This window comes from Streptomyces lucensis JCM 4490, from assembly GCF_014650035.1.
GTDB classification, from domain to species: domain Bacteria; phylum Actinomycetota; class Actinomycetes; order Streptomycetales; family Streptomycetaceae; genus Streptomyces; species Streptomyces lucensis.
The window spans coordinates 697,068-722,797 of record NZ_BMUE01000003.1 but is presented as its reverse complement, the minus strand read 5'-3'; the positions used below and the strand labels follow the sequence as shown (position 1 = coordinate 722,797).

Genomic DNA, 25,730 nt, shown 5'->3' with positions numbered 1-25,730 from the left:
CGGACACAACCTAGGCCTCGCCCCTGCGCCGCACCTGGGTCAGCGCGGCCCCGGCGAGCACGATGACCGCCCCCACCGGAGTCGTCCACCTCAGCGACTCCCCGAGGATCGCCACCCCGGCGGCCGTGGCGATGACCGGGATGAAGTAGGTGACCATCTGCGCGGTCGTCGGGCCGACCTCGGCGACCAGCCCGTACTGGATCAGCACCGCCAGTCCCGTGCCCAGCGCACCCAGCGCGCCGATCGCCAGCAGCGGCACCAGGTGGACGTGCGTGGGGAAGCCGGCGAACACCGGGGTCACCACGGCCAGCTGGAGCGTCGCCAGCAGCAGCTGCGCACCCGTCATCGACAGGTGGGAACGGCCCGTCCCGGCCAGCGTCCGCCGGACGTAGATCCAGCCCACCGGATAGCTCAGCGAGGCGAGCAGCGCCATCGCCGTCCCCGTGGCGTCCAGGCCGTGGAAACCCTGCCACGCGCCCAGCACCGTCAGCACCCCGAGGAAGCCCAGACCGAGCCCGGCCACCCGCACCCGGGTCGGCCGGTCCTCGGAGAGGGCCACCAGGGACAGGGCCATGCCCCACAGCGGTGACGTCGCGTTGCAGATACCGGCGAGCGTGGACGGGATCGTCAGCTCCGAGTAGGCGAAGAGGGAGAACGGCAGCGCGTTCAGGAAGAACGCGGCCACCGTCATGTGGCCCCAGAGCCGGGCCCCGCGCGGCAGCCGTTCCCGCTTCAGGGCCATCGCCGCCCCCAGCACCGCCGTCCCGAAGACGAGCCGCCCGAGGGTGACCTGGAACGGGGCGTACCCGCCCGTGGCCACCTTGATCAACAGGAAGCTGAAACCCCAGACCAGGCTGAGGGCGCCGAAGCGGAGCCGCCAGTCGAGGCGGGCGCGGGGGCGGGCGGGGGCGGGGGACTGGGTGCGGGAGGCGGTGACCGTGCTCATGCCCTCAACGATGCGGGAATCAACCTCGTAGGACAATCGAGATTTCTCACCTGGTACCTCTTAGGATTCCTTACATGTTGAGCCTTGAGCGCCTGCGCACCCTCGACGCCCTCGCCCGGCACGGCTCGGTCAGCGCCGCCGCCGACGCGCTGCACGTCACCACGTCCGCGGTCTCCCAGCAGCTGAGCAAGCTGGAGCGGGAGATCGGTCAGCGGCTCCTGGCCAAGAACGGCCGGGGCGTGCGGCTCACGGACGCCGGCCGGCTGCTGTCCGAGCATGCGGCGCGCATCCTGTCGCAGGTCGAACTCGCCGAGTCCGACCTGGAGGCGCACCGCGGCCAGGTCGTCGGTGAACTCAGGGTCTCGGCGTTCCCCACCGCCGCCCGCGGTCTCTTCCCGGCCGCCCTCGGCGCCCTGCGCGCCGAGCACCCGGGTCTGCGCGTGCGCTCCAGCGAACTGGAGCCTGAGCAGGGCATCGCCGGCGTGGTCCGCGGCGACCTCGACCTCGCCGTGGTCCTGGACTGGTACAACAAGCCGATGCCCGTGCCCGACGGCCTGGTCAAGGCGCCCCTGCTGGACGACCCGGCCGATGTCGCCATGCCCGCCGGGCACCGGCTCGCCGACCGGGACGAGGTGGAGCTCACGGAGTTCGCCGAGGACGAGTGGATCACCTGGGGCGAGGGCGAGTTCTGCCACGAGTGGCTGCTGTTCACCCTCCGGTCCAAGGGCGTCGAGCCGATCGTCGGCCACCGTGCGGGCGAGACCCATACGCAGCTCAACCTTGTCGCGGCCGGACTGGGGGTGTGCATCGCACCGTCGCTGGGCCGCCACCCGGTGCCCGAAGGCGTGGTCCTGGTGCCCGTCGCGCAGCGCGTCCGCCGGCACGTGTACGTCGTCTGGCGGGCGGACGCCGACCGCCGGCCCTCGATCCGGGCCGCGGTCGGGGCCCTGCGCGCGACCGCTCAGAAACTCGGCTGAGCCCCGGCCCTGCCGAGCCCGGCCCTATGCCCCGCCCAGCTTGCGGAAGTCCCAGGACACGATCTTCTCCGGGGTCAGCCGCGCCCACGCGTGCCGGCCGTCGTGCGGCATCTCGTCCATACCGAAGTTCTTCCGCGCGAACAGCGTCTCGGCCGTGTCCAGTTCGGCGCACAGCTCCCCGGTGCGCGGCACCTCGCCCACGAACTCCACCCGGCCGGACAGTTCGACCCCGCGCAACTGGTCGTACTCCTCTCCCGAGTCGACCACGACGGCCACGCGCGGATCGCGGCGCAACTGCGCCCAGCGCCTGCTGCGCACCACCGAGTACAGCCACAGCGAGGCGCCGTCCCAGGCGAACCACAGCGCACTGACGTGCGGTGCGCCGTCCGCCGAGACGGTCGCGACCCGGCAGGTGCGCTGTGCGGTGAGAAACTCGTCCAGCTCGCCCGGCGTCATCATGATCTTCCGGCCCCGGCGCTGCTGTGTGACGGTCATGCGGTCCCCTCTTCTCCCACGTCGTGCCAGAGAACTCCGTGCCACGGAGATCCTCTGACATCACGTCGGACAAGGGAACGGGCCCGCCCTTCGCCCGCGGCCCGGCACGGCCGCTCCCGGCGCCCCGTACCGCGGCGAAAGGGTACGTGTGGGGCACGGGGAGCGGCGCGCGCCTGTTCCGGGCCGCCGAACGGCCCGCCGGTTCACCGGCCGGGTTCCGCGCCGGCGTGCCGGCTCAGGCCAGCTTGATCTCGTCCCCGGAGACGGTGATCTTCGCCGGGGGCAGCGGCTCGGTCGCCGGGCCCTGCTTCACGCTGCCGTCCTCGGCGGAGAAGTGGCTGTTGTGGCAGGGGCAGACGATCGCGCCCTTGGCCACGCTGCCCACCGCGCACCCCCGGTGGGTGCACTTGGACGAGAACGCCTTGTACGTGCCGGCCGTCGGCTGCGTGACCACGACGCCCTGGTCCTTGAAGATCTTGCCGCCGCCCTCGGGGATGTCCGAGGTCTTGGCGAGCACGGTGCCGCCCGCCGCCGGCGCGCCGCCCTGCGAGGCGCCGCCGGAGCCGGCCGCGCCCGAGGAACCCGAACCGGTGTTCACGGTGTCGGACGAGCCGTCGTCCGAACCGCAGGCGGTCAGCGCGGCGGCGAGTCCCGCCGCGCCGGCCGCCGCCACGACGGTACGGCGGGCCGGTCCCGTTCCGGGCTGGAGCGATGCGCTGGTCATGGGGGTTTCCTTCCGCGGAGCTTCTCGTCTTTCCGGTCGGTCCGCCCAGGGGTACGGGTCCCGGGCACCGCCTGTTCAGACGGCCGGCCGGATCCGCCGCCCGGTGAGACGCGTGCCGTGCGCCGCGGCCGTGGGCCGAAGTCCGCCGCGGACCCGGCCCGTACCCCAGTAACCTGGGGCGATGCTCAAGGAAGTCACCGCGACCCGCTACATCACGCCCCTGCGTGAGGGCGGCTCGCTGCCGGGGCTCGTCGAGGCCGACGACTTCGGGACCTACGTCATGAAGTTCACCGGCGCCGGACAGGGTCGCAAGACCCTGGTCGCCGAGGTGGTGTGCGGCGAACTCGCCCGCCGGCTCGGCTTCCGGATGCCCCGGCTGGTGACCGTCCACCTCGACCCGGTCCTCGGACTGGGCGAGCCCGAACAGCAGGTGCAGGACCTGCTCCGGGCGAGCGGCGGCGCCAATCTCGGCATGGACTTCCTCTCCGGCGCCCTCGGCTACGATCCGCTCGCCTTCGCGGTGAGCCCGCGGGAGGCCGGCCGGATCGTCTGGTTCGACGCGCTGATCAACAACGTCGACCGCTCCTGGCGCAACCCCAACCTCCTGGTGCACCGGGGCGAGCTGTGGCTCATCGACCACGGCGCCACGATGATCTGGCACCACAACTGGCCCGCCGCCGAGGCCTCCGCGGCGCGGCCCTACGACGCGGGCGACCACGCGCTCGCCCGCTTCGGCCCGGACATCGCAGCGGCCGCGGCCGAGCTGGCACCCAGGGTCACCGAGGACCTGCTCGCCGAGGTCACCGCCGAGATCCCCGACGCCTGGCTCGCCGACGAGCCCGGCTTCGGCACCCCGGACGAGCTGCGCCGGGCCTACGCGCGGCCGCTGCTGGCCCGGGCGGCCGTCATCGCCGAACGCATCACCGGCACCGGTATCGAGGAGGGCAAGTGAGCGAGCGGCACATCCACATGGCCGGCCATGTGGCCGAGCGGCACATCACCCGGGCGGGCCAGGGCGGGGACCGGGACGTGTTCGAGTACGCGCTGCTGCGGGTCGTACCGCGGGTGGAGCGCGGGGAGTGCATCAACGCGGGCGTCGTCGTCTACTCCCGCGCCGGGGCCTACGTCGGCGCCCGCACCCACCTGGACGAGGCCCGGCTGCTCGCGCTGGACCCGCGGGCCGACGTGGCGGGGATCCGGGCCGCGCTCGGGGCCGTGGAGAAGATCTGCGCGGGCGGCGACGACGCGGGGCAGGCGGCCGGGGACGACGCCGGGCGGCGCTTCCGCTGGCTGATCGCTCCCCGCTCCACCGTCGTGCAGCCCGGCCCCGTGCACACCGGGCTGACCGGCGACCCGGCCGCCGAGGCGGAGCGGTTGCTGGACCTCCTCGTGAGGTAATGGATCACACCGGCCGGATGTGCCGTTGACACCGGGTGCCAGGCCTTCTAGCGTCACGGGTGCTGAAGGTACTAAGCGGTCGCTCACCGCACGAGGGGCCCCTTCCAGGACCCCGACAGGTTCTCTCAAGGGCGAGGAGAAGCAGCAATGTCCACCACTGAACAGCGGGTCGCGGTAGTCACCGGCGCGGCGCGCGGCATCGGCGCCGCCACCGCCGTACGGCTGGCCGCCGAGGGTCACGCGGTCGCCGTGATCGACCTCGACGAGGCCGCCTGCAAGGACACCGTCGAGAAGATCACCGCGGCCGGCGGCAAGGCCGTCGCGGTCGGCGCGGACGTCTCCGACGAGGCGCAGGTCGAGGCGGCCGTCGCCCGGATCGCGGCGGAGCTGGGCGCCCCGACGATCCTCGTCAACAACGCGGGCGTGCTGCGCGACAACCTGCTGTTCAAGATGAGCGTCTCCGACTGGGACACCGTCATGAACGTGCACCTGCGCGGCTCCTTCCTGATGACCAAAGCCGTCCAGAAGCACATGGTGGACGCGGGCTTCGGCCGGGTCGTCAACCTGTCCTCCTCCTCGGCGCTCGGCAACCGCGGCCAGGCCAACTACTCGGCCGCCAAGGCCGGTCTGCAGGGCTTCACCAAGACCCTCGCCATCGAGCTGGGCAAGTTCGGCATCACCGCCAACGCCGTCGCCCCCGGTTTCATCGCCACCGAGATGACCAAGGCCACCGCCGACCGCGTGGGCATGGGCTTCGACGACTTCAAGAAGGCCGCCGCCACCCAGATCCCGGTCCAGCGCGTCGGCGAGCCCGAGGACATCGCCAACGCCGTCGCCTTCTTCGCCGGCGAGGCGGCCGGCTTCGTCTCCGGCCAGGTGCTGTACGTGGCCGGCGGACCGCTCGACTAGGAAGCCTGGGGAATCACCGACATGACTGAACTCCCGGAGCTGTCCGGCCGGGTCGCCCTGATCACGGGTGCGAGCCGCGGCATCGGCTACGGCGTCGCCGAGGCACTCGTGGCCCGTGGCGACCGCGTGTGCATCACCGGCCGCAACGAGGACGCCCTGAAGGAGGCCGTGGCCGCCCTGGGCGCCGAGCGGGTCATCGGCGTCGCCGGCAAGGCGCACGACCTCGGCCACCAGGCCGAGGCCGTCGAGCGCACCATGGAGGCCTTCGGCCGCCTCGACTTCCTGGTCAACAACGCGGGCACCAACCCCGTCTTCGGGCCCATGGCGGACCTCGACCTCGACGTCGCCCGCAAGGTCTTCGAGACCAACGTGATCTCCGCGCTCGGCCTCGCCCAGAAGACCTGGCACGCCTGGCAGAAGGACAACGGCGGTGCGATCGTCAACATCGCCTCGGTCGCCGGCCTCGCCCCCTCGCCGTTCATCGGCGCCTACGGCGTCAGCAAGGCCGCCATGATCAACCTGACCCAGCAACTGGCGCACGAGTTCGCGCCGAGGGTACGGGTCAACGCGATCGCCCCGGCCGTCGTGAAGACGAAGTTCGCCGAGGCCCTGTACGAGGGACGCGAGGAGGAGGCGGCCGCCGCCTACCCGCTCGCCCGGCTCGGCGTGCCCTCCGACATCGGCGGAGCCGCCGCGTTCCTCACCTCCGCGCAGTCCGACTGGGTCACCGGCCAGACGCTCGTCGTGGACGGCGGCATCTTCCTCAACGCCGGCGTGGGCTGACCGTCCACGTGCTGGACAGCAGTTTCGGGCGCCGTTTCCCCGCGGAACGGCGCCCGAAACGCCGTCCGGACCACATATCGCCGCATGACAACGTAGTCATCGCTCAATCGATCAAGAAGAGCCGCTCCGGGGTAGGTTCAGCGGCCCGGACGCTGCGGTATGGTCTGCCGACCCTTGGTATGGCAGATCGAGGAGCGTGCGCGTGTTCAACCGGAACCGATTCCTGCGGAAAGTCGCGGCGATCGCGTCCATATCCCTGGTGACCGGCTGCAGTCTGTTCTCCGACGACGACTCCGACAGCGCGGGGCCGATCGTCGTGGGCACCACCAGCGCCCCCAGCACGCTGGACCCGGCCGGCGCCTGGGACGGCTCGTGGGAGCTGTACCGGAACATCTTCCAGACGCTCCTCGCCTATCCGAACGGCTCCACCACGCCCCAGCCGGACGCCGCCGAGAGCTGCTCCTTCACCGACTCGACGAGCCGCACCTACCGCTGCAAGCTGCGCGCGGGCATGAAGTTCGCCGACGGCGACGCGCTGAACGCCGAGGCCGTCCAGCACTCCATCGACCGCATCCGCACGATCAACGCCCCCGGCGGCCCCGCGGGCCTGCTCGGCAGCCTGGACCGCGTCGAGACCTCCGGCGACCGCGAGGTGGTCTTCCACCTCAACCAGTCCGACGCCACCTTCCCGTTCGTGCTGGCCACCCCCGCCATGTCGATCGTCGACCCGGACGACTACCCGGCCAACTCGCTGCGCAAGGACGACAAGGTCTACGGCTCGGGACCGTACGAGCTGAAGTCGTACGAGGAGGGCAAGCAGGCCGTCCTGACCAAGAACGGCAACTACGACGGCTTCGCCGACCGCAAGAACGACGAGGTGACGATCCGCTACTTCCAGGACTCGTCCACCATGGTCAAGGCCCTGCGGGACAAGCAGGTCGACGTCACCTACCGAGGTCTCGCCGCCGACGACATCATCGCGCTGCAGAAGCACAACGACACCGACCTGGAGCTGGTCGACGGCGCCGGCACCGACATCAGCTACCTGGTGTTCAACCCCAAGGACTCCTGGGCCAAGCAGCCCGCCGTGCGCAAGGCCGTCGCGCAGATCGTCGACCGGGGGGCCATCGCGCACAAGGTCTACAAGGACACCGTCGACCCGCTGTACTCGATGGTCCCCAAGGGCCTGACCGGCCACTCCACCGGTTTCTTCGACGACTTCGGCAACCCCAGCGTCGCCAAGGCGCGCTCGATCCTCTCCGACGCGGGCATCACGCAGCGCGTCCCGCTCACCTTCTGGTACACCACCGACCGCTACGGCTCCGAGACCGGGCTGATGTTCCAGGAGCTCAAGCGGCAGCTGGAGGGCTCCGGCCTGTTCACGATCACCCTCAAGAGCCGCCCCTGGAAGGACTACGTGGTCGGCTACCAGAAGGGCCAGTACCCGGTGTTCGGGCGCGGCTGGTTCCCGGACTTCCCGGACGCGGACAACTTCATCGCGCCGTTCGTCGGCGAGCACAACGCGCTCGGCACGCCCTACCCGTCCAAGGAGATCACCGGGCAGCTGCTGCCCCACTCGCGCGCGGAGAGCGACCGCGCCCAGACCGTCAAGGACATGGAGCAGGCCCAGCAGATCATCGTGCAGGACGCCCGGCTGCTCCCGCTGTGGCAGGGCCGGCAGTACGTGGCCGCCAGCGACGACATCTCCGGCGGCGAACAGGCCCTGGACCCGTCGACGATCATGATGATGTGGATGCTGCACCGCAAGACCAGTTGGTGAACCGCCCGCGCGGCGGCGGTTGTCAGTGGTCGCCTGTAGGTTCTGGAGGGAGTGACCGCACGCCGCAATTGATCGACATCGTGAGGACGTTGACGTGACCGACATCGCCATGCTGCCCGAGTCCTGGCGCGGGGTTCTGGGCGACGAGCTGCAGCAGCCCTACTTCAAGGAGCTGACGGAGTTCGTCGAGGAGGAGCGGGCGAAGGGTCCCGTCTACCCGCCGCGCGAGGAGGTCTTCGCGGCGCTGGACGCGACACCGTACGACAAGGTCAAGGTGCTGGTCCTCGGCCAGGACCCGTACCACGGCGAGGGCCAGGGCCACGGCCTGTGCTTCTCGGTCCGGCCGGGCGTGCGGACCCCGCCCTCCCTGCGGAACATCTACAAGGAGATGCAGCAGGAGCTGGGCCTGCCGGTCCCGGACAACGGCTACCTGATGCCGTGGGCCGAGCAGGGCGTGCTGCTGCTCAACGCGGTGCTCACCGTCCGGGCCGGCGAGGCCAACTCGCACAAGGGCAAGGGCTGGGAGAAGTTCACGGACGCGGTGATCCGCGCGGTGGCCTCCCGGCCGGACCCGGCGGTCTTCGTCCTGTGGGGCAACTACGCGCAGAAGAAGCTCCCGCTGATCGACGAGACCCGGCACGTGGTGGTCAAGGGCGCCCACCCCTCGCCGCTGTCCGCCAAGAAGTTCTTCGGCTCCCGCCCCTTCACCCAGATCAACGAGGCGATCGCCCTGCAGGGCCACGAGCCCGTCGACTGGCGCATCCCCGATCTGGGCTGACCCCCGGCCGGCGGGCGGCGCCGTGCCGTGCGGGGCCGCCTGACCCGGAATCCCGGCGGTGCCGGATAGCGTCGGAAGCGGACAGCTGACGACGGCCGGAGGACGCGGTGGCGGAGCGACAGGAGCAGGCGGCGCCGGACGCCGTGCTGACGCGGATCGGCCAGGTCGTCATGCTGCACCACGGCGGCGACCGCGAGGAGGCCCGCAGCCGCTTCCTGGATCTGTGGGCGGAGCTCGGCGAGCACGGCGACCCGCTGCACCGGTGCACCCTCGCCCACTACCTCGCCGACACCCAGGACGAGCCGGCGGACGAACTCGCCTGGGACCTGAGGGCGTTGTCGGCCGCCGAGGAACTGGCCGGCGGCCGCGACGGCGCCCCGCCGAGCGTCCGCGGCTTCCTCCCGTCCCTGCACCTGAACCTGGCCGCCGACTACGTCAAACTGGACCGCGCCGAGGCCGCCCGCAGCCATCTGCGCCGGGCCCGTACCGCCGCGGGCGACCTGCCCGACGACGGCTACGGCGACGGTGTCCGGGCCGCGATCCGCCGCCTGGAGCGGCGGCTGGAGGGGCAGGGCGCCCCGGACGGCGACAGCTGGGGGCCTCCGCGGCAGCGGCCGAGCTAGGCCGTTTCCGCCAGGTCCTGGCACGGGCGTGGCTCGGCGGAAACGCCGCGAGGCCGGAGCGTCAGTGGCCGTAGGCCTGTCCGCAGATCAGCGACTCGGGGCTGCCGACGCCCCAGCCGCCGTACTGCTTGCCGATGGCGCACACGTCCGGGGCCTTCGCGCCCGGCTGCGCGAAGTCCGGGACGCCGACGTGCGACCGCCGCGGGCTGTTCGGGTAGGACCGGGCTCGCGGGGGAGCGGGCGGCTGCCGGTTCGCCTGCGGCGGTGCGCCCGCCGCCCGGTCCGGTGCGGCCGGCGCGGCGGGCTGCTGCGGCTGGGACGGTCCGGCCAGCTCCAGCGCCTCCCGGGCCGGCGCCTGCACCACCCGGGGCCGCCCGCTGCCGTCCGGCCGGGGTGCCGACGGCCGTGACGGCGCCGTGTCCGGCGGGGAACCGGGTACTGCCGACCCCGCGACCGTCATACAGCCGGAGAGGGCAGAGAGGGTCACGGTGACCAGGAGGGCTGCGGTGGTGGTCGATCGATGCACTCGCGCAACTCTGCTGGTTCGACCCCGGGCTTGGCAGCACGGAGCGGAGGTTGACGCCCCCGCCCGGGTGAACTCATGCCCCGTGCGAGGGATGCCGGGGTACCGGGGCTGACGGCCGGCCGCCCGGGCCGCGGCCCAGGCCGTCGTGCCCGCGTCCTCGTCCGGCCGTCGCGGCCGCCGCCACGCGTCCTCACCTACCCAGCAGGCCCGCCAGCAGTTCCCGCAGCCCCGCGCGGATGTCCTCCGGGCCCGGGACCTCCGTGCTGAACGAACCGGCCGCGCAGGAGAACATCAGTCCGTCCGCCCACGCCACCAGGGACAGTACGTGCCGGCCCGGGCAGGCGGAGCCCGCGGCCGTGAGCATCACGGCCAGCTCTTCCTTGAACACTGCGCCCGCCCGGTCGTAGAAGGCCCGCAGTTCCGGGCGCCGGGTGGCCTCCAGGGCCAATTCGTAGCGGGCGATCAGCAGGGCGCGGTCGTGGGTCAGCAGGCGGTGGACCGCGCGAGCCACTCCCTCGGCGAGCGCGTCGAGTCCGTCGCCCGGATCCGGCATCTCTCCCAGCGCCAGCACCCGCGCCTCCCGCTCGGCGTGCCGCCGCACCGCGAGTTCGAGCAGCGCCTGCCGGGTGCGGGCCACGTTCGACGTCGAGCCCGGGGGCAGGCCGGCCGTCTCGTCCACCGCCCGGTGGGTGAGCCCGCGCATGCCGCGCTCGGCGAGCAGGGCCAGGGCGGCGTCGGCCACGAGATCGGCGCGGGAGGCGCCGGGGGTGCGTACGGACATACGACGAGCCTATCCAGCTCACTACGGTTGTAGTAGGCTCACGTCCACTACAGGTGTAGTCACTGGAGGGGTCGTGACACGACGGGTACGTGCGATCGTCATCGGCGGCGGGATCGGCGGCCTGGCCGCGGCCGCCGCCCTGGACCGGCAGGGCTGGGAGGTGACGGTGCTGGAGCGGGCGCCCTCGCTGGAACCCGTCGGGGCGGCCATCTCGCTCGCCCCGAACGCCCTGCGCGCCCTGGACGTCCTCGGCGTCGGCGACGAGATCCGCGATCTCGCCGCCTGGCAGGGCGACGGGGGGCTGCGCACCCCGGCCGGCCGCTGGCTCGTCCGTACCAGCGCCGCGGCCGCCGCCGCCCGCTTCGGCGGCCCGCTGGTACTGCTGGCCCGGGCCACGCTCGTCGACCGGCTCGCCGCGCTGCTCCCGGCCGGCACCGTCCGCACCGCGGCCGCCGCGTCCGTCACCGACCCCGGCGGCAGGGCCCGGCCCGCCCGGGTGACCACCGCGGAGGGGGAGCTGGAAGCGGAGCTGGTGGTGGGCGCGGACGGCGTCAACTCGCGCGCCCGCACCGCCCTGTTCCCCGCCCACCCCGGGGCCGTGTACGCGGGGTTCACCACCTGGCGCGTCCTGATCCCGGTGCCCGGCGTGGAGTTCGCCTCGCACGAGACCTGGGGCCGCGGCCACATCTGGGGCACGCACCCCCTGAAGGACGGCCGCGTCTACGCCTACGCGGCGGCCAGGACCCCGGCGGGGGAGCGGGCACCGGACGACGAGAAGGCCGAGCTGCTGCGCCGGTACGGCCACTGGCACGACCCGGTCCCCGCCGTCCTCGCCGCCGCCCGCCCCGCGGACGTGCTCCGGCACGACGTCCACCACATCGCCGAGCCCCTGCCCGCCTACCACCGCGGTCGCGTCGCCCTCCTCGGCGACGCCGCCCACGCGATGCCGCCCACCCTCGGCCAGGGCGGCAACCAGGCCATCGAGGACGCGGTCGTCCTCGCCCACCACAGCCGCGATCTCCCCGCCTACACCGGCGCCCGGCTCGCGCGCACGACGGCCGTCGCCCGCCGGGCCGTCCGGGTCGCCCGCCTCAACATGGCCGGCAACCGCGCCGCCGTCGCCCTGCGCGACACCGCCGTCGCGGCCCTGTCCAAGGCCGGGCCCGCCCTGTTCCTGCGGGGCTTCGACGGCATCGCCGACTGGCGGCCCCCTTATGCTTCCGGGAAGGAGCACGCGGGCGAGCAGCGGTAGGGGAGAGCACGTGAAGGTCGGCTGCATCGGACTCGGGGACATCGCGCGGAAGGCGTACCTGCCGGTGCTGGGCACGCTGCCGGGCGTCGACCTGCACGTGCAGACCCGCACGCCGGCGACCCTGCACCGGGTCGCGGACACCCTCCACCTGCCCGAGGAACAGCGGCACACCAGCCTGGAGTCGCTGATCGCCGCCGGGCTCGACGCCGCCTTCGTGCACGCGCCGACCGTCGCCCACCCCGAGATCGTCACCCGGCTGCTGGAGGCGGGCGTACCCACCTACGTGGACAAGCCCCTCGCCCACGAACTCGCCGACTCCGAGCGGCTGGTGCGCCTTGCCGAGCAGCACGGCGTCTCCCTGGCCGTCGGCTTCAACCGGCGCTACGCGCCCGCATACGCCCAGTGCCTGGACCACCCGCGCGAGCTGATCCTCATGCAGAAGAACCGGATCGGGCTGCCCGAGGAACCGCGCTCCATGATCCTGGACGACTTCATCCACGTCGTCGACACCCTGCGCTTCCTCGTGCCGGGGCCCGTCGACGACGTGACCGTGCGCGCCCGCGTCCAGGACGGACTGCTCCACCACGTCGTGCTCCAGCTCGGCGGGGACGGCTTCACCGCGCTCGGCGTGATGAACCGGCTCAGCGGCTCGGCGGAGGAGATCCTGGAGGTCTCGGGGCAGGACACCAAGCGCCAGGTGCTCAACCTCGCCGAGGTCGTCGACCACAAGGGGCAGCCGACGGTGCGCCGGCGCGGCGACTGGGTGCCGGTGGCCCGGCAGCGCGGCATCGAGCAGGCGGTCCTCGCCTTCCTCGACGCCGTGCGCGCCGGGAAGGTGCTCAGCGCCCGGGACGCGCTGGCGACTCACGAACTGTGCGAGCGGGTGGTACGAGCGGCTCAGGACCGCTCCGGCGCGTCCTGAGCGCCCGCATCCCCTCCGCAGCGCACAGCGCGGCCAGCACCAGCAGCGCCCCGTGCACCGGCCAGTCGCCGTAACGGACGTACGGCGTGGTGCCGTGCGCGAGGGGCACGTCGTACACGCGGGTGGCGCTCGCGCCGGTGCCGAGCCACGGACCCAGGCGCTGCCCGCCCGGACCGTACACCGCCGAGACACCGGTGAGCGTGGCGTGCACCATCGGGCGCCCGGTCTCGGCGGAGCGCAGCGCGGCCAGCGAGGCGTGCTGCTCCGGGGCCCAGCTGTGCTGGAAGGAGGAGGTGGAGGACTGGCCGAGCAGGAGGTCGGCGCCGTCCTCGGTGAGGTGCCGGCTCATGTCCGGGAACGCCGTCTCGAAGCACACCAGCGGGCCGATCCGCAGCCCGTGGCCGGCGTTCATCACGACCTGCTCGGTGCCGCGCCTGCGGTCCTCGCCGGCCGCCTTGCCCACCGAGGTGGCCCAGCCCAGCAGGGAGCGGGCGGGTATGTACTCGCCGAAGGGGACCAGCCGCATCTTGTCGTACCGCTCCCTGGTCGGGCCGTCCGGGCCGACCAGTACCGAGCTCTTGTATATGCCCGGCCGGTCGGAACGGCGGGCGTCCACGTTGACCAGCACGTCCGCGCCGGTCGCGCGGGACAGCGCGGCGATCCGCCGGGCCAGGTCGGGCCGGTCGCCCAGGTCGAAGCCGACGCTGGACTCCCCCCACACGATCAGGTCGACGTCCCGCCCCGCGAGCCGCCGGGTCAGCTGCTCCTCACGCGCGAAGCGCTTCTCCCCGCTGTCCCGGCCGTCCACGATCCCCGGCTGGACGACCGCGATCCGCACCCGTCCGTCGACGGCCGGGTGCGGCGCCCACGCCCACGCGGCCGTGGTCGCCGCCGCCGTGGCGACCAGGCCGGCCACGGCCGGCACGCGCGACTCGCGCACGGACACCAGGACGGCCGCCGCCACGTTGACGGCCACCACCAGGAAGCTGAGCAGCCAGACCCCGCCGACCGAGGCCAGCCGCAGCGCCGGGCCGACCTGCCACTGGCTGGCGCCCAGCATGCCCCACGGGCCGCCCAGCCCCTGCCAGGAGCGCACCAGTTCCACCGTCAGCCAGCCGGAGGGCAGCACGAGCAGCGCGGCGGCGCTCCGGCCCGGCGACGGCGCCCCGCCGAGGAAGCGGCGCACCAGCCAGCCCCAGGGCGCCCAGAGCGCGCCCATCAGGACGGCTATCAGGAAGATGAACACGTGCAGGCTCGGCAGCAGCCAGTGGTGCACGGCCACGAGGAAGCCGAAACCGCCGCACCAGCCGTCGCAGGCCGCCCGCCGCCCGGTCGGCGCCGAGCGGGCCAGCAGGATCCACGGGACCAGAGCGACGTACGCGAACCACCACAGCGACGGCGCCGGGAACGCGAGTACGGGGAGGGCTCCCGCGAGCGCGGCGGCCGTGGAGCGCCGCCAGGGGGAGGTGAGCCAGCGTTCGATCGTCCTCATAGGGACCCTCTCTACCCAGCGCTGGCTCCAGTGTGCGCGCCGGGGTCGATCTCGCGACAGACCGGGTGCAACACGAGGTCCGCGGTGAGGCGTGGTGCCGCGTCACCGGTGCCGGGGCGCGAGCCGGAGCGCCCTGCGCACCTCCGGGCTCAGGGCCACGCGGTTGTCCTTCCCGGGGACCGCCGCACCGTCCTCGACGGCGTACCACCCCTGCGTGGTGTTCACCAGGAAGTAGCGCCCGCCCGCTCCTTCTTCGAGCAGGAGGACGTACTCCTGCCCGGCGGTGAACCCGGTGGTCTCGGGCCCGGATCCGGGGGTCGTGTAGAAGACCTGGATCTCGGCGCCGGGCACCCGGCCCTTGGCGGTCGCCACCACCTTCGCCGGGGCCACCGTCGTGCCGACGCCCTCGACGGTCTCCTCGTGCCCGGCGCCGAGACGCGCCCGTACGATCAGGGTCGCCGCTCCTTCCAGGTCGGCCGTGCCGCCGAAGTACGGTTCGTCGGCGACGGCGCCGCCGCCCGGTCCGGTCGGACGGCCGCCCGGCCCGTCCGGATCCCCCCTGAGCCCGAAGAGGGCGGTGCCGCCGACGGCGACGGCGGCACCGGTGGCGACGGCGGCCATCAGGAAACCCCGCCGGGTCGGGCGGCCGTCCGGCCGGGCCGGGGGAGGGACCGCGGCGTCGGGGCCGACCAGCGCGGCGAGTTCGCCGGCGGCCCGTGCCGACAGGCTCTCGCGCGCCGCGTGCGGGACCGGGTCGGCGTTCTGGATCAGAGGCTTCACGCGCATCGGACACGCTCCTGGGGCAGTCGGTAGACGTCACGGAACGCTTTGCGGGCTCGATGGAGCCGGACCCATACCGCGGACGCACGGCATCCGAGGACCTCGCCGGCCTCGGCGGCGCTGAGCCCGTCCCAGTAGCTCAGCAGCAGCACCTCGCGATGCTGGGACGGCAACCGGTCCAGGGCGTCGAGAACGGCCTCGTCCTGCACGGACGCCGGCGTGCGGCCCAGTGCCTCGGCGACGGCGCGGTGCGCCTGCGTCAGGCGCGCCACGGAGCGGTGGTGGTTGCTCAGCAGGTTGCGCGCGGTGACGAACAGCCACCCGGTTCCCACGTCGTGGCCGGCCGTCATGCGCTCCCACGCGGTACGGAAGACCTCGGCGGCCAGTTCCTCGGCCGCCCCCCGGTCGCCCGACCGCCGGTGCACATAGGCGCACACCCGCGGGTGCTCACGGACATACAAGGCCGTGAACCGCGCGGCGCGCTCACGGTCGTTCCTGGTCTTCAGGGTCTCCACGCCTCTTACATGTCGGAGACCCGGCGCATCCTTACAGCCGGTCCCGCGATCCGTGCTGTCCTGCCGTCACCCCTCCTCCCGTGCCCGCGGCCGGCGCCACATCTCCTGGACGACGACCTCGCGCAGCCGCCAGCCCTCCGGGGTGCGCAGCAGACCGAAGTCGTAGCGGCCGCCGCACACCAGGTCGGGTCCTGCGGGGGCGCCGTCGCCCGTGAACCGCAGCGGGTTCAGGTAGTCGGCCCGCACCCGGGCGGTGTCACCGGTGTCGTGGTCCAGGAGGCCGAAGCGCACCCGGCGGTTGACGATCAGGTGCTGGCACATGCCGAACCGCGCCAGGCTCTCGCCGAGCCAGCCGGCGACCTGCCCCGCCTCGCCCTCGATGCCGCCGGCGGACCGGTAGTCGGCCCGCCCGTCCGCCGTGAACAGCCTCCGGTACGCCGTCCAGTCGCCGTCGTCCACCGTCACCGCGTACTCGGTGATCAGCTCGTCCACGGCCAGCCGGTCCATCACGGTCGCGAGCTCCGTGCGCTGTGTCATCGGCACAGTGTTGGGCATGGCGGGCACGGAGCCAAGAGGCGCGCGCGATGTTCGCTGCGGGCGTCAACCCGGTTGGGCGACCGCGCCGGAGCAGGAATCATGGTCACGTGACGAAGTGGACGAAGACCGAACCGGTGATCGGGCGGCCGGGCCCCGGACCGGGGCTCTCCGCCTACCAGCGGGCGATGCGTGACAGGCTCCTCGCGGCCCCCGTGGTGCCGGCGCCCGAGCCCTGGCGGCGCATCGCCCACGCGCCGGTCGGCGGGCTCCTCGGGATCGGCTTCGCCTCTCACCCCCGCACCGGCCACGACCTGGTGATGGCCGTCTCGCACGACGGTCACGGTCTCTTCGACGCCGTGACGGGGGAGAGGATCGCGCGGGACCGGGACCCGGACCCCGATGACCGCGGCCGCGACGCGGATCCCGCCGCGTCCTGCCCGGGACTGGGGCCGGTCGCCGGGAGAAGGGTGCGCGTCGCCGGGCTGTTCGGGGGCGGACTGCACACCACCAGCGACGGCGGCTGGAAGCTGGAGACCGTCGCCCCGGCCTGGCCGAACGAGCGTGTCCTGCTCTCCCGTGACGGCGGACTGCCGCACGACGGCCCGCACGGCGAAGGCTGGTGGCACGTCTTCCACTCCCACTACTCCGAGCTGCGCGCCGCGGGTTTCTCGCCCTCCGGACAGACCTTCGCCGTGGCGACGAGCAGCGATCTGTCCCTGTGGACCCGGTGTGCCGGACTCGGCGGTGCCGCCGACGCCTGACCGGGCGGGGCCGCGGCCGCCGGTTCGGCACGGACGTCAGCGTTCCGGGCGGCGACGGCCCTGCCGGTCAGGCGGCCTCGATGACCTTGATGCGGATCGCCGCCGCCCACTCGACGACCAGCGACTCGTACTCCGCGCGCTCCTGGGCCGACAGGGTGCCGCCCGCACGTAGCCACAACGCCCGGATCTGCTCGTTCAGTTCGGCAGCAGACCGCACGGAACCAGGGGGCATGGAATCGGGGGACATGCGGACAAGCCTAGGGGCAAGCACTGACACTGCGCTACCGCGTCACTACACAGAAGGTATGGGCTTGGTCACCGCCGGACCCGTCCCGCCCGTGCGGTGCCCGTCGTCCGCCCAGCCCAGGCGGCATATGCCCGGCCGGGTTGCCGGCCGGGAGTTGTCCGAAACAGCCACGGGACGCGGGCGGCCCGGGGTCAGCTCGCCGATTCCGCCGCGTGCGGGCTCAGGGCGCCCGTCGAGACCAGGGCGATGATGACGACGCCGAGGGCGACGCGGTACCAGACGAACGGCATGAAGCTCTTGCTGGAGATCCACTTCATGAACCAGGCGATGACCGCGTAGCCCGAGACGAAGGCGATCACCGTCGCGAACAGGGTGGGGCCCCAGGCGACATGGCCCTCGCTCACCGAGTCCTTCACCTCGAAGACGCCGGAGGCGAGCACCGCCGGGATCGCCAGCAGGAAGGAGTAGCGGGCTGCGGCCTCGCGCCGGTAGCCCATGAACAGGCCACCGCTGATGGTCGCTCCGGAGCGGGAGACACCCGGGATGAGCGCACAGGCCTGGCACAGGCCGAAGACGAGGCCGTCCTTGACCTTCAGGTCCTCGAGCGCCTTGCGCTGCTTGGGCGCCCGGTGCCGGCCGCCCGTCTCGTCCCGCGCGGCCAGCCGGTCGGCGACGCCGATGACCAGACCGACGACGATGAGCATCGTGGCGGTGACCCGCAGATCCCGGAACGGCCCCTCGATCTGGTCCTTGAGCGTCAGACCCAGCACGCCGATCGGGATGGAGCCGACGATCACCAGCCAGCCCATCTGCGCGTCGTGGTCCTGGCGCATCGCCTTGCTGAACAGCGAGCGGAACCAGGCGGAGACGATCCGGCCGATGTCCCTGCGGAAGTAGATCAGCACCGCGGTCTCCGTGCCGATCTGTGTGATCGCCGTGAAGGCCGCTCCCGGGTCCTCCCAGCCCGAGAACGCCGCGGTCAGCCGCAGGTGCGCACTGGAGGAGACGGGCAGGAACTCGGTCAGCCCCTGGACGAGGCCGAGGACGAGGGATTCAAACCAAGACATGGAGGTACGGCGTCCAAGCGCTGAGGGGAAAAGTGATGATCATGTGACGAGCGCAGCGTAGCGGGCGCGGGTGACGGCGCGGCAACGGGGGCTGGCGCAGTGCCCGTCCCCCGCTCGTGCCCGTCCGCCTGCCGCCCCCCGGCGCCGGCGGGCCCGTCAGAAGGCGTAGCGGATGCGCAGCCAGGGTGCGTGCGCCGCGACGAGCCGCCTCAGGGCGTCGACGGCGTCCGCCTTCACGCCGTTGCGGTAACGCACGTTCAGCGCCCCGTTCTCGGAGCGCTTCCCCTGCTGGAGGCCCGGCTGCCAGAGCAGCTCCTCGGCGCGGGGATGCCAGCCGAGGTTGACCTCGTGCAGCTCCCGGTTGTGGGTCAGCATGATCACTTCGGCGGCCGCCTGCCGTTTGACCCGCTCGGGAAGGACGTCGTCCAGCTGCCGGAGCAGTTCCCCCCACGCTTCCCGCCATCCGGGCCGCAGGACCACGGGAGAGAGGTTGAAGTGCACCTCGTACCCCGCGTCCAGGAAGTCGGCCGCGGCGGCGATGCGGTCGGCCACGGGGGACGTCCGCACGTCCAGCAGCCGGGAGTCGTCGGCGGGCATGAGCGAGAAGCGGACGCGGGTGCGGCCCCGCGGGTCGAGGGCCAGGAGGTCCGGGTTGACGAACTTGGTGGCGAAGGACGCCTTGGCGGTGGGCCACTGGCGGAAGGCGTGCACGAGGTCGGCGGTGTTGTCGCTGATCAGCGCGTCGACCGAGCAGTCACCGTTCTCGCCGACGTCGTAGACCCAGGCCGACTCGTCGCACTGGTTGGGTTCCCGTTTGGGGCCCTGCCGGGCGATGTGGCGCCCCAGGTGGGCGATGATCCGCTCGATGTTGGTGAAGACGGTGACGGGATTGGCGTACCCCTTGCGGCGCGGCACGTAGCAGTAGACGCAGGCCATCGCGCAGCCGTTGGAAGGGCCGGGGGCGATCCAGTCGGCGGACCGCCCGTTGGGACGCGTGGTCAGCGTCTTGCGCTCGCCCAGCACCAGGGTCTCGCCCTTCACCCGCACCCAGCGCTCGACGTTCCCCTCGTTGCCGTGCAGCTCCGGAACGCGCCAGTGGGAGTCAACCGGGACAACCCGGGCGGCGGGGTAACGGGCGAGGATCTGCCGCCCGCGCGGCGAGTCGGCCGCCGCCGGCTCCGCGTAGACGGTCCGCACGGGCAGCAACCGGTGGGCGGCGGCCGAGTCGCGGAAGAGCGGACCGGCGGCCGGCGGCTGCTCGGAGCCCGCTCCCGCCGCCGTACCGCCGCCGAGCGCGTCGAGACCGAACAGGGCGTCGCAGTCGTCCGGCAGGGCGGAGGAACCAGGCCTCATCCGCGCTGCGCCCGGGGTCCGTGCTGAGCCTGCATACCTTCACTGTACGCAGCCGCGGCCGGCCGGCGCGAAGTCCCGGACGCGACCGGCGGGGGCGTTCCGACCCGTCCGTTCACGGCGCCCGGCGGCCGCCTTCGGCGTCCGCCGCCCCCCGCCGCGGGCGGCCGTTCACCGGAGCGCCGCCGGGTGCGGGCGCGGCCGTCCGCCGGTGTTCGGGCTCCGCGCGGCTGAGGCGGCCCGGCCACCAGGCGGTCCGGCCCAGGTCCCGCACGAGGGCCGGTACCAGAAGGGAGCGGACCACAAGGGTGTCCAGCAGCACGCCGAAGGCCACGATGAACGCGATCTGCACCAGGAAGGCGAGCGGGATCACGACGAGCGCCGCGAACGTGGCCGCCAGCACCACACCCGCCGAGGTGATCACCCCGCCCGTGGTGACCAGCCCGCGCCGCACGCCCTCGCGCACCCCGAGCCGCAGGGACTCCTCGCGGACCCGGGACATCAGGAAGATGTTGTAGTCCACACCGAGTGCCACCAGGAACACGAACCCGTACAGCGGCACCGACGGATCCGTGCCGCTGAATCCGAGCAGGTGCTCGAAGACCAGGGCGGACACGCCCAGCGTGGCGAGGAAGCTGAGCGCCACCGTGGCCACCAGCAGCACAGGCGCCACCAGTGACCGCAGCAGCCCCGCCAGGACCACGAGGATGACGGCCAGCACGACCGGCACGATGACGGTCCGGTCGTGCCGCGCGGTCTGCTGGGTGTCGTACAGCTGAGCCGTGTACCCGCCGACCAGCGCGTCGGCTCCGGGCACCGCGTGCACGGCCGAGCGCAGGCGGGGCACGGTCGCCCGGGCCGCGTCGCTGTCCGCGCCCGCGTCCAGGGTGACGTACAGCAGCGCACGCCCGTCGGCGACGAGCGGTTCCCCCGGCCCGCCGGGCCGCCCGGCACCGGTCAGCGGCGCGACCGACGCGACGCCCGGCGTGCCGCGCGCGGCGGAGCGCACCTGGGGCAGACGCCCGGCGTCGGCGGTGACCAGCGCCGGGTTCCCCGACCCGCCGGGGAAGTGCCGGGCCAGCGTCGCCTGCGCGGTGACCGACGGCGCGTCGTCGACGAAGATCTCGTCCAGGGGCACGCCCTTGGAGACGAGGGTCGGTGCCGGGGCCGCACAGGCCAGCAGGGCCACCAGCGCGGCGGCCCACACCCGGCGCGGCGAACGGTCCACCCGGTCCGCCACGCGCTCCCACAACCGCCGGCCGCGTTCGGCTCCGGTCCGCCGCCCCGGTACGGCCGGCCAGTACGCCGCCCGGCCGAGCAGCACCAGCACCACCGGCAGGAAGGTCAGCGCGGACAGCAGCGCGCAGACGATGCCGACGGCACCGACCGGTCCGAGCGCGCGGTTGTTGGTCAGGTCGCTCAGCAGCAGCGCGAGCAGACCGGCGGCGACGGTGGCGCCACTGGCCACCACCGCGCCCGCCGAGCGGCGCACGGCGGCCCGCACGGCACCGAACCGGTCCCGGCCGGCCTCCAGTTCCTCCCGGTGGCGTGCGGTCAGCAGCAGGGCGTAGTCGGTCGCGGCGCCGATGACCAGGATCGACAGGATGCCCTGCACCTGGCCGTCGACGCGGACCAGGCCGTCGGAGGCCAGCGCGTACACCACGGCACACGCCACACCCAGCGCGAACACCGCGCCCAGGATGATCAGCAGCGGGAGCAGCACACTGCGGTACACGAGCAGCAGGATCACCAGCACGGTGACGAGGGCGACCACCAGCAGCAGCCCGTCGATGCCGGCGAAGGCGTCGGACAGGTCGGCCTGGCTCGCGGCGGGTCCCGCGAGCAGCACGGTGGTGCCGGGCACCTGGCCGGCCGCCTCCCGGACGCGGTCCAGGGCGGCCGGCAGCCGGTCCCCGAGGTCGGGGCGCAGCGGTACGACCGCCTGCAGCGCCCGTTCGTCGTCCGAGACGACCGGCGGCGAGGCGGCCCGCCCGGCCAGCGCCGGGTCGCCCGCCAGCGAGGCGAGCGCCTTCGCCGCCCGTGGTCGCGCCGCGGCCACGGACCCGCCGTCCCGGCCGGTCCACACCACGATCGCCGCGAGCGACTCCTGCTGCCGGAACGCCTCCTGCTCGCGCAACACGCGCGTCGACTCGGCGCTGCGCGGCAGGAACGCCGTCTGGTCGTTGGTCGCGACCTCCCCGAGCCGCCCGGCGAACGGCCCGAACGCGGCGCCCGCGCCGAGCCAGACGACGAGCAGCACCAGGGGGACGAGCCAGCGGGCACGCCGTTGGGAGGACATCGGTCTCCTCTGATCGGATCAGCAGTGACGGCGGGGGGACGTAGGGCACCCGCACCGCATCCGGTGCGGGGCAGCGCCGCCACCCCTGCCTACGGCTGCCCCGTACCGTTCGGATGCACCGGTCTCCCACCCGCCGTCGGCGTGAGCGCCCGTCAGCCGCGGGGCGCCGTGGCCCCGCGCCACCGCCCGCCCGCTCTCACCGGCCGGCCCCGGCGCGCCCCGCCACCCACCGCAGGGCGCCCGAGCGGCCCCGGCCGGGCACCGTCCACAGGTCGTGCCCCCGCAGTCCCCACCGGCCCAGCAGCTCGTTGGCGGCGAGGAACCCGCTGGTGGCCGCCCGTTCCATCAGCGCCACCGGCAGACCGGTGCGGACCGAGTCGCCGGCGACGACCAGGCCGGGCACCGTGGTGCCCACCGTCGGCCGGTCGGCGTGGCCGCCCACGGCGAACAGCGGGCAGTCGGCCCGCCATTCGTGACGGGCGTCCACCACCCGGGCCCGGGCCGTCTCCGGATACAGCCGGTGCAGCTCGGCTAGCAGCGCCTTCTGCGTGGTGGCGCGGTCGGTGTCCTCGGGCAGGGCGTACGCGTGCAGTTCCACGACCGAGCCGCCGGTGCGGGCGGCCCACCGCGCGGCCTCGCCCTCCCAGCCGCTGAGCACACTGACGTTGTCCAGGGCGCCGTGTCCGCCGGTGCCGAGGAACCCGGGCCGGTCCGCGCGCACGGGCGCGTCCAGCCACAGGCGGGACACCAGGAAGGACGGGGCGGTGCGCAACCGCGCCACCCGCTCACGCCACTCGTCGTCGCCGAGCCCGTCCGAGCGGGCCACCAGTGCGCGCAGGCCCGCCGGGTCCAGGGCGAGGACGACGGCGTCGTACGGCTCCTCGGCGCCCGCGGCGGTCACGCGGAAGCCGCCCGAGGACAGGACGCGGACCCCCTCGACCGCGGTGCCCGTGCGCACGTGCGCGCCGAGCCGGCGCAGCCGTCCGGCGAGCGGGTCCCACAGCGCCTGCGGGAACGGCTCACCGGGCACGTCGAACAGCAGGCCCTCCGCCGAGCCGAGGAAGTAGACGTGGAACATCAGCGCCATCTCGGCGGCCGACAGCTGCCGGGGATCGGCGAAGAAGCTGCGGGAGAACACCTCGAAGGCCAGGTGCCGCGCCGCCGGCGGGAAACCGATCGCCTCCAGGAAGTCGTGGGCGCTGACGTGGTCGAGCCGCCGGTACACCTCCGGCACCCGCACGTCGAGCAGTGGCAGCGCCGCGCGCGGGTGCATGCGGGCCAGGTCCCGCACACGGAACGACGGGCTCAGCGCCACGAACCCCAGCGCGCTGAGCGGCGGGGTGCGCGGCACGTGCCGGAAGCTGTCCCGCCGGCCGCTGCCGTGCCGCAGGGGGTAGTCGGGCAGCCCGGTCAGACGGGACAGGGCGGGGTCGGTACGGCGCAGCAGGGCGCGCAGGTTGTAGTACTGCCGGAAGAAGGCGTGGAAACCACGGCTCATCGTCACCGTGGTGCCGTCGGCCAGCCGCGTGGGCCACCCGGCCAGCCGCCCGCCGAGCTGGGCGTCCCGCTCGTACAGGGTGACCTCCACCCCGCGCTCGGCGAGCGCGGTGGCCGAGGCCAGTCCGGCGATGCCGCCGCCGACGACGGCCGCGCGCGGCGCGCCGGCTCCGTCTGCCCGGTCCGCGCCGGGCGGTGCGGGCAGCAGCCGGGCCAGCCGGTCCCGGCCGGGGCGGGTGGTGCCGGAGCCGGGCACGAAGGACGGACGCCGGCCGGTCACCGCCCCGCCTTCCCTTTGCCGGACGACGGGCGGCGGGCGACGACCGTGTGGGTGATGCCCGTCTGCCAGCCCGGCAGCGGAAGAACCCGCACCCGTTCGAACCCGGCCCCCCGCACCCGCCGGGCCAGCTGCCCGGCCGTGTCGAAGGTGACGACGCTGCGCCACAGATGCCGGTAGAGCGGCCCGTCCCCGAGCAGCGTGGCGACCGGCAGGACGAGACCGCCGCACACCGCGCTCCACACCGCCCGGTGCGCCGCCCGTCCGCTGAGCGCGTACTCGTGCACCGCGAGCCGGCCGTGCGGCGCGAGCAGCCGGTGGGCGCGGGCCAGCACGGCGTCGGGATCGGCGGTGTTGCGCAGCAGATAGGCGGCGAAGACGGCGTCGAACGGGCCGTGCACCCCGGCCTCGGCCAGGCCTTCCACCGGGGCGTTCACGAAGCGCACCGGCCGCGGCCACGACCGCCGGGCCGCGCGCCGCAGCATGCCGGCCGACGCGTCCACGGCGGTGATGGCCGCGCCGGGCAGCTCGGCGGCCAGCGCCGCCGTCGAGGCCCCGGTGCCGCAGCCGAGGTCCAGCACGCTCAGGCCCGCGCCGCCGCGGGGCAGGCCGAGGCGCCGCACGGAGCGCCGCAGGTGGGCGTGGTAACCGGGGTTGGCCGCCACCAGTGTGTCGTAGCTGCGGGCGGCGTGGTCGAAGGCGGCGGCCAGGTCGGCGTCGCGCAGCAGGGTCATGCGATCTCCGCAATCGGTCGTCGGGTCGGGTCGGGTCGTCAGACGGCGGGGGCGCCGCGGCGCCGGGCGAACGGCAGGGCGAGGGCCGAGCCGAGCATCGCGGCGGCGGGCACGTGCAGGCCGACGGACAGGTCTTCCGCCAGGCTGGTGCGCCCGTCCAGGAAACGCAGCAGCCGGGGTGCGGGCACCCGGGTGAACAGCCGGGTGAAGAAGGCGGGGCCGTCCACCCGGCCGTGGTCGAGAGCGTGCAGCAGCACGGCGTCCATGAGGTGGGAGCGGGCCGGGTGGGCGCGCGGCGGCAGCGGCGGGCGCCCGGAGTGCAGCGCGGCGGCCACCGCGTCGGCCTGGCGCTGCACGGCACTGAAGGTGTAGCCCGTGGCGGGGCGCGTGGCTCCGGCCGCGGCCCCGATCCGGAACACGCACGCGGCGGTGCGCCGGGGGAAGTGCGCGTCCGTCATCGGGATCACGCCCTGCTCGCACCCGGTCACCTCGTGGTCGCCGATCCGCAGGATCCGGGCGGTGTAGTCGCCGAGCGCGCGGTCGTACGCCTCGCGGCCGAGCGCCCGGCGGGAGAACTCCGTGTACTCGACCAGCGCCTCCCGCGGACCGGTCGGCAGCACGTAGCCGAACGACAGCCCGTCCGCGGGCTGCGGCGTGCGGAAGTCCATCAACTCCACGGTGGCGGGATCGAACACCGGTCGGCGGGTGCGCACGAACCAGCCGCGGAAGTGCTGCAGCAGCGTCGTGCGGGCCGGCGGCGGGCACGGGAGCGGCCGGGAGTCGAACACCCAGCGGGCGCGCACGGTCAGCAGGCCGCCGCCGGCCCCGCGGGCGTGCACCACAGCGCCGCCCGGCACGGACCGGACCCGCTCGACGACGGCCTCGACGGTCCGCACCCGCGCGTTCCCCGCCATCAGCCGGCCGGCCAGTTCCTCGAAGGCGTCGGAGCGCAGCATCTTGTAGCGCAGCGGTGCGATGGCGGCGTTCACCGCCCGGCCGTCGCGGGGGCGCACCCGCAGCCGCTGCCAGCAGGCCGTCAGCGCCCCGTCGTAGGGACCCGCCCCCTCCTCCCAGTAGCACCACGTGCGCCGCGGCGCACGGAACGGCCCCGGCGGCGCCGCGAGCAGCACGGCCGTCACCGGGCGCGCGCCCGCGGGCGGCCGGGCCAGCCGCAGGGCCAGCGACAGCCCGGCGGCCCCGGCGCCCACGACGGCGACATCCGACTCCACGTCCACGGCGACTCCCTTCGCGGGCCCGTCGACCCGGCCAGTCTTCCCGTC

The 25,730-nt window shown here is 73.9% G+C and carries 27 protein-coding genes; 11 read left to right on the top strand and 16 right to left on the bottom strand.

Annotation, left to right across the window (positions count from 1 at the left end; all coding sequences use genetic code 11):
• Positions 1-10 precede the first annotated feature (10 nt).
• Positions 11-946 carry a DMT family transporter gene (locus IE177_RS11165; protein ID WP_190015046.1) on the bottom strand — a complete coding sequence of 312 codons (936 nt, stop codon included), beginning with the start codon at positions 944-946 and terminating at the stop codon, positions 11-13.
• 74 nt (positions 947-1,020) lie between these two features.
• Between IE177_RS11165 and IE177_RS11160 the strand changes: the two genes are divergently transcribed.
• Positions 1,021-1,923: a LysR family transcriptional regulator gene (locus IE177_RS11160; RefSeq protein ID WP_190015045.1), complete on the top strand. Its 903-nt coding sequence runs from the start codon at positions 1,021-1,023 to the stop codon at positions 1,921-1,923.
• Positions 1,924-1,947: 24 nt separating this feature from the next.
• On the opposite strand, the gene IE177_RS11155 is transcribed toward IE177_RS11160, so the two are convergent.
• Both IE177_RS11155 and IE177_RS11150 read right to left on the bottom strand, forming a co-directional pair.
• Positions 1,948-2,418 carry a pyridoxamine 5'-phosphate oxidase family protein gene (locus IE177_RS11155; protein WP_190015044.1) on the bottom strand — a complete coding sequence of 157 codons (471 nt, stop codon included), beginning with the start codon at positions 2,416-2,418 and terminating at the stop codon, positions 1,948-1,950.
• A 235-nt stretch (positions 2,419-2,653) separates the two neighbouring features.
• Positions 2,654-3,142: a Rieske (2Fe-2S) protein gene (locus tag IE177_RS11150; protein WP_190015043.1), complete on the bottom strand. Its 489-nt coding sequence runs from the start codon at positions 3,140-3,142 to the stop codon at positions 2,654-2,656.
• A gap of 181 nt (positions 3,143-3,323) precedes the next feature.
• Between IE177_RS11150 and IE177_RS11145 the strand changes: the two genes are divergently transcribed.
• From IE177_RS11145 to IE177_RS11115, 7 genes are all read left to right on the top strand, one after another.
• A complete protein-coding gene (locus tag IE177_RS11145) occupies positions 3,324-4,094 on the top strand; it encodes a HipA family kinase (RefSeq protein WP_190015042.1) in 771 nt (256 codons plus the stop codon).
• Between the two features lie 17 nt (positions 4,095-4,111).
• On the top strand, positions 4,112-4,540 hold the full coding sequence (locus IE177_RS11140) for a DUF3037 domain-containing protein (protein WP_190015127.1): 429 nt from the start codon (positions 4,112-4,114) through the stop codon (positions 4,538-4,540).
• 147 nt (positions 4,541-4,687) lie between these two features.
• Entirely contained in the window at positions 4,688-5,449 is a 762-nt protein-coding gene (fabG, locus tag IE177_RS11135) for a 3-oxoacyl-ACP reductase FabG (protein WP_190015041.1), read from the top strand.
• A gap of 21 nt (positions 5,450-5,470) precedes the next feature.
• Complete coding sequence (locus tag IE177_RS11130) at positions 5,471-6,232, top strand: SDR family oxidoreductase (RefSeq protein ID WP_190015040.1); 762 nt, start codon at positions 5,471-5,473, stop codon at positions 6,230-6,232.
• Between the two features lie 202 nt (positions 6,233-6,434).
• On the top strand, positions 6,435-8,012 hold the full coding sequence (locus IE177_RS11125) for an ABC transporter substrate-binding protein (protein ID WP_190015039.1): 1,578 nt from the start codon (positions 6,435-6,437) through the stop codon (positions 8,010-8,012).
• A gap of 94 nt (positions 8,013-8,106) precedes the next feature.
• Complete coding sequence (gene ung / locus IE177_RS11120; protein WP_190015038.1) at positions 8,107-8,790, top strand: uracil-DNA glycosylase; 684 nt, start codon at positions 8,107-8,109, stop codon at positions 8,788-8,790.
• A gap of 107 nt (positions 8,791-8,897) precedes the next feature.
• Positions 8,898-9,413 carry a hypothetical protein gene (locus IE177_RS11115; RefSeq protein WP_190015037.1) on the top strand — a complete coding sequence of 172 codons (516 nt, stop codon included), beginning with the start codon at positions 8,898-8,900 and terminating at the stop codon, positions 9,411-9,413.
• A gap of 61 nt (positions 9,414-9,474) precedes the next feature.
• Here IE177_RS11115 and IE177_RS11110 read toward each other — a convergent pair whose 3' ends face one another.
• Both IE177_RS11110 and IE177_RS11105 read right to left on the bottom strand, forming a co-directional pair.
• The gene (locus IE177_RS11110; protein WP_190015036.1) at positions 9,475-9,939 is read right to left on the bottom strand and encodes a hypothetical protein; all 465 of its coding nucleotides are present in this window, start codon (positions 9,937-9,939) and stop codon (positions 9,475-9,477) included.
• A gap of 190 nt (positions 9,940-10,129) precedes the next feature.
• Positions 10,130-10,720 carry a TetR/AcrR family transcriptional regulator gene (locus IE177_RS11105; protein WP_190015035.1) on the bottom strand — a complete coding sequence of 197 codons (591 nt, stop codon included), beginning with the start codon at positions 10,718-10,720 and terminating at the stop codon, positions 10,130-10,132.
• Positions 10,721-10,793: 73 nt separating this feature from the next.
• On the opposite strand from IE177_RS11105, the gene IE177_RS11100 reads away from it, so the two are divergent.
• Both IE177_RS11100 and IE177_RS11095 read left to right on the top strand, forming a co-directional pair.
• A complete protein-coding gene (locus tag IE177_RS11100; protein ID WP_190015034.1) occupies positions 10,794-11,972 on the top strand; it encodes an FAD-dependent monooxygenase in 1,179 nt (392 codons plus the stop codon).
• 10 nt (positions 11,973-11,982) lie between these two features.
• The gene (locus tag IE177_RS11095; protein ID WP_190015033.1) at positions 11,983-12,894 is read left to right on the top strand and encodes a Gfo/Idh/MocA family protein; all 912 of its coding nucleotides are present in this window, start codon (positions 11,983-11,985) and stop codon (positions 12,892-12,894) included.
• Here IE177_RS11095 and lnt read toward each other — a convergent pair.
• The 4 genes from lnt to IE177_RS11075 form a co-directional block, all read right to left on the bottom strand.
• Positions 12,812-14,386, bottom strand: coding sequence for an apolipoprotein N-acyltransferase (lnt, locus tag IE177_RS11090; protein ID WP_190015032.1), 1,575 nt, complete (start codon positions 14,384-14,386; stop codon positions 12,812-12,814). The genes IE177_RS11095 and lnt overlap by 83 nt on opposite strands.
• A gap of 102 nt (positions 14,387-14,488) precedes the next feature.
• The gene (locus IE177_RS11085) at positions 14,489-15,172 is read right to left on the bottom strand and encodes a hypothetical protein (protein WP_190015031.1); all 684 of its coding nucleotides are present in this window, start codon (positions 15,170-15,172) and stop codon (positions 14,489-14,491) included.
• Positions 15,163-15,681, bottom strand: coding sequence for an RNA polymerase sigma factor (locus IE177_RS11080; protein WP_190015030.1), 519 nt, complete (start codon positions 15,679-15,681; stop codon positions 15,163-15,165). The genes IE177_RS11085 and IE177_RS11080 overlap by 10 nt, the downstream gene beginning before the upstream one ends.
• A 66-nt stretch (positions 15,682-15,747) precedes the next feature.
• Positions 15,748-16,218 carry a nuclear transport factor 2 family protein gene (locus tag IE177_RS11075; RefSeq protein WP_190015029.1) on the bottom strand — a complete coding sequence of 157 codons (471 nt, stop codon included), beginning with the start codon at positions 16,216-16,218 and terminating at the stop codon, positions 15,748-15,750.
• A gap of 107 nt (positions 16,219-16,325) precedes the next feature.
• On the opposite strand from IE177_RS11075, the gene IE177_RS11070 reads away from it, so the two are divergent.
• A complete protein-coding gene (locus IE177_RS11070) occupies positions 16,326-16,979 on the top strand; it encodes a hypothetical protein (RefSeq protein WP_190015028.1) in 654 nt (217 codons plus the stop codon).
• Positions 16,980-17,046: 67 nt separating this feature from the next.
• On the opposite strand, the gene IE177_RS11065 is transcribed toward IE177_RS11070, so the two are convergent.
• The 7 genes from IE177_RS11065 to IE177_RS11035 form a co-directional block, all read right to left on the bottom strand.
• On the bottom strand, positions 17,047-17,226 hold the full coding sequence (locus IE177_RS11065) for a hypothetical protein (RefSeq protein WP_190015027.1): 180 nt from the start codon (positions 17,224-17,226) through the stop codon (positions 17,047-17,049).
• A gap of 191 nt (positions 17,227-17,417) precedes the next feature.
• A complete protein-coding gene (locus IE177_RS11060; RefSeq protein WP_190015026.1) occupies positions 17,418-18,293 on the bottom strand; it encodes an undecaprenyl-diphosphate phosphatase in 876 nt (291 codons plus the stop codon).
• A 156-nt stretch (positions 18,294-18,449) separates the two neighbouring features.
• Entirely contained in the window at positions 18,450-19,646 is a 1,197-nt protein-coding gene (locus IE177_RS11055; protein ID WP_190015025.1) for a spore photoproduct lyase family protein, read from the bottom strand.
• 112 nt (positions 19,647-19,758) lie between these two features.
• Complete coding sequence (locus tag IE177_RS11050; protein ID WP_190015024.1) at positions 19,759-21,942, bottom strand: MMPL family transporter; 2,184 nt, start codon at positions 21,940-21,942, stop codon at positions 19,759-19,761.
• Between the two features lie 196 nt (positions 21,943-22,138).
• The gene (locus IE177_RS11045) at positions 22,139-23,719 is read right to left on the bottom strand and encodes an FAD-dependent oxidoreductase (RefSeq protein ID WP_229815989.1); all 1,581 of its coding nucleotides are present in this window, start codon (positions 23,717-23,719) and stop codon (positions 22,139-22,141) included.
• A complete protein-coding gene (locus IE177_RS11040) occupies positions 23,716-24,450 on the bottom strand; it encodes a methyltransferase domain-containing protein (RefSeq protein WP_190015023.1) in 735 nt (244 codons plus the stop codon). The genes IE177_RS11045 and IE177_RS11040 overlap by 4 nt, the downstream gene beginning before the upstream one ends.
• Positions 24,451-24,488: 38 nt before the next feature.
• Positions 24,489-25,685 (bottom strand): lycopene cyclase family protein, encoded by a 1,197-nt coding sequence (locus IE177_RS11035; RefSeq protein ID WP_229815988.1) that lies wholly within the window; start codon positions 25,683-25,685, stop codon positions 24,489-24,491.
• Between the last annotated feature and the right edge of the window lie 45 nt (positions 25,686-25,730).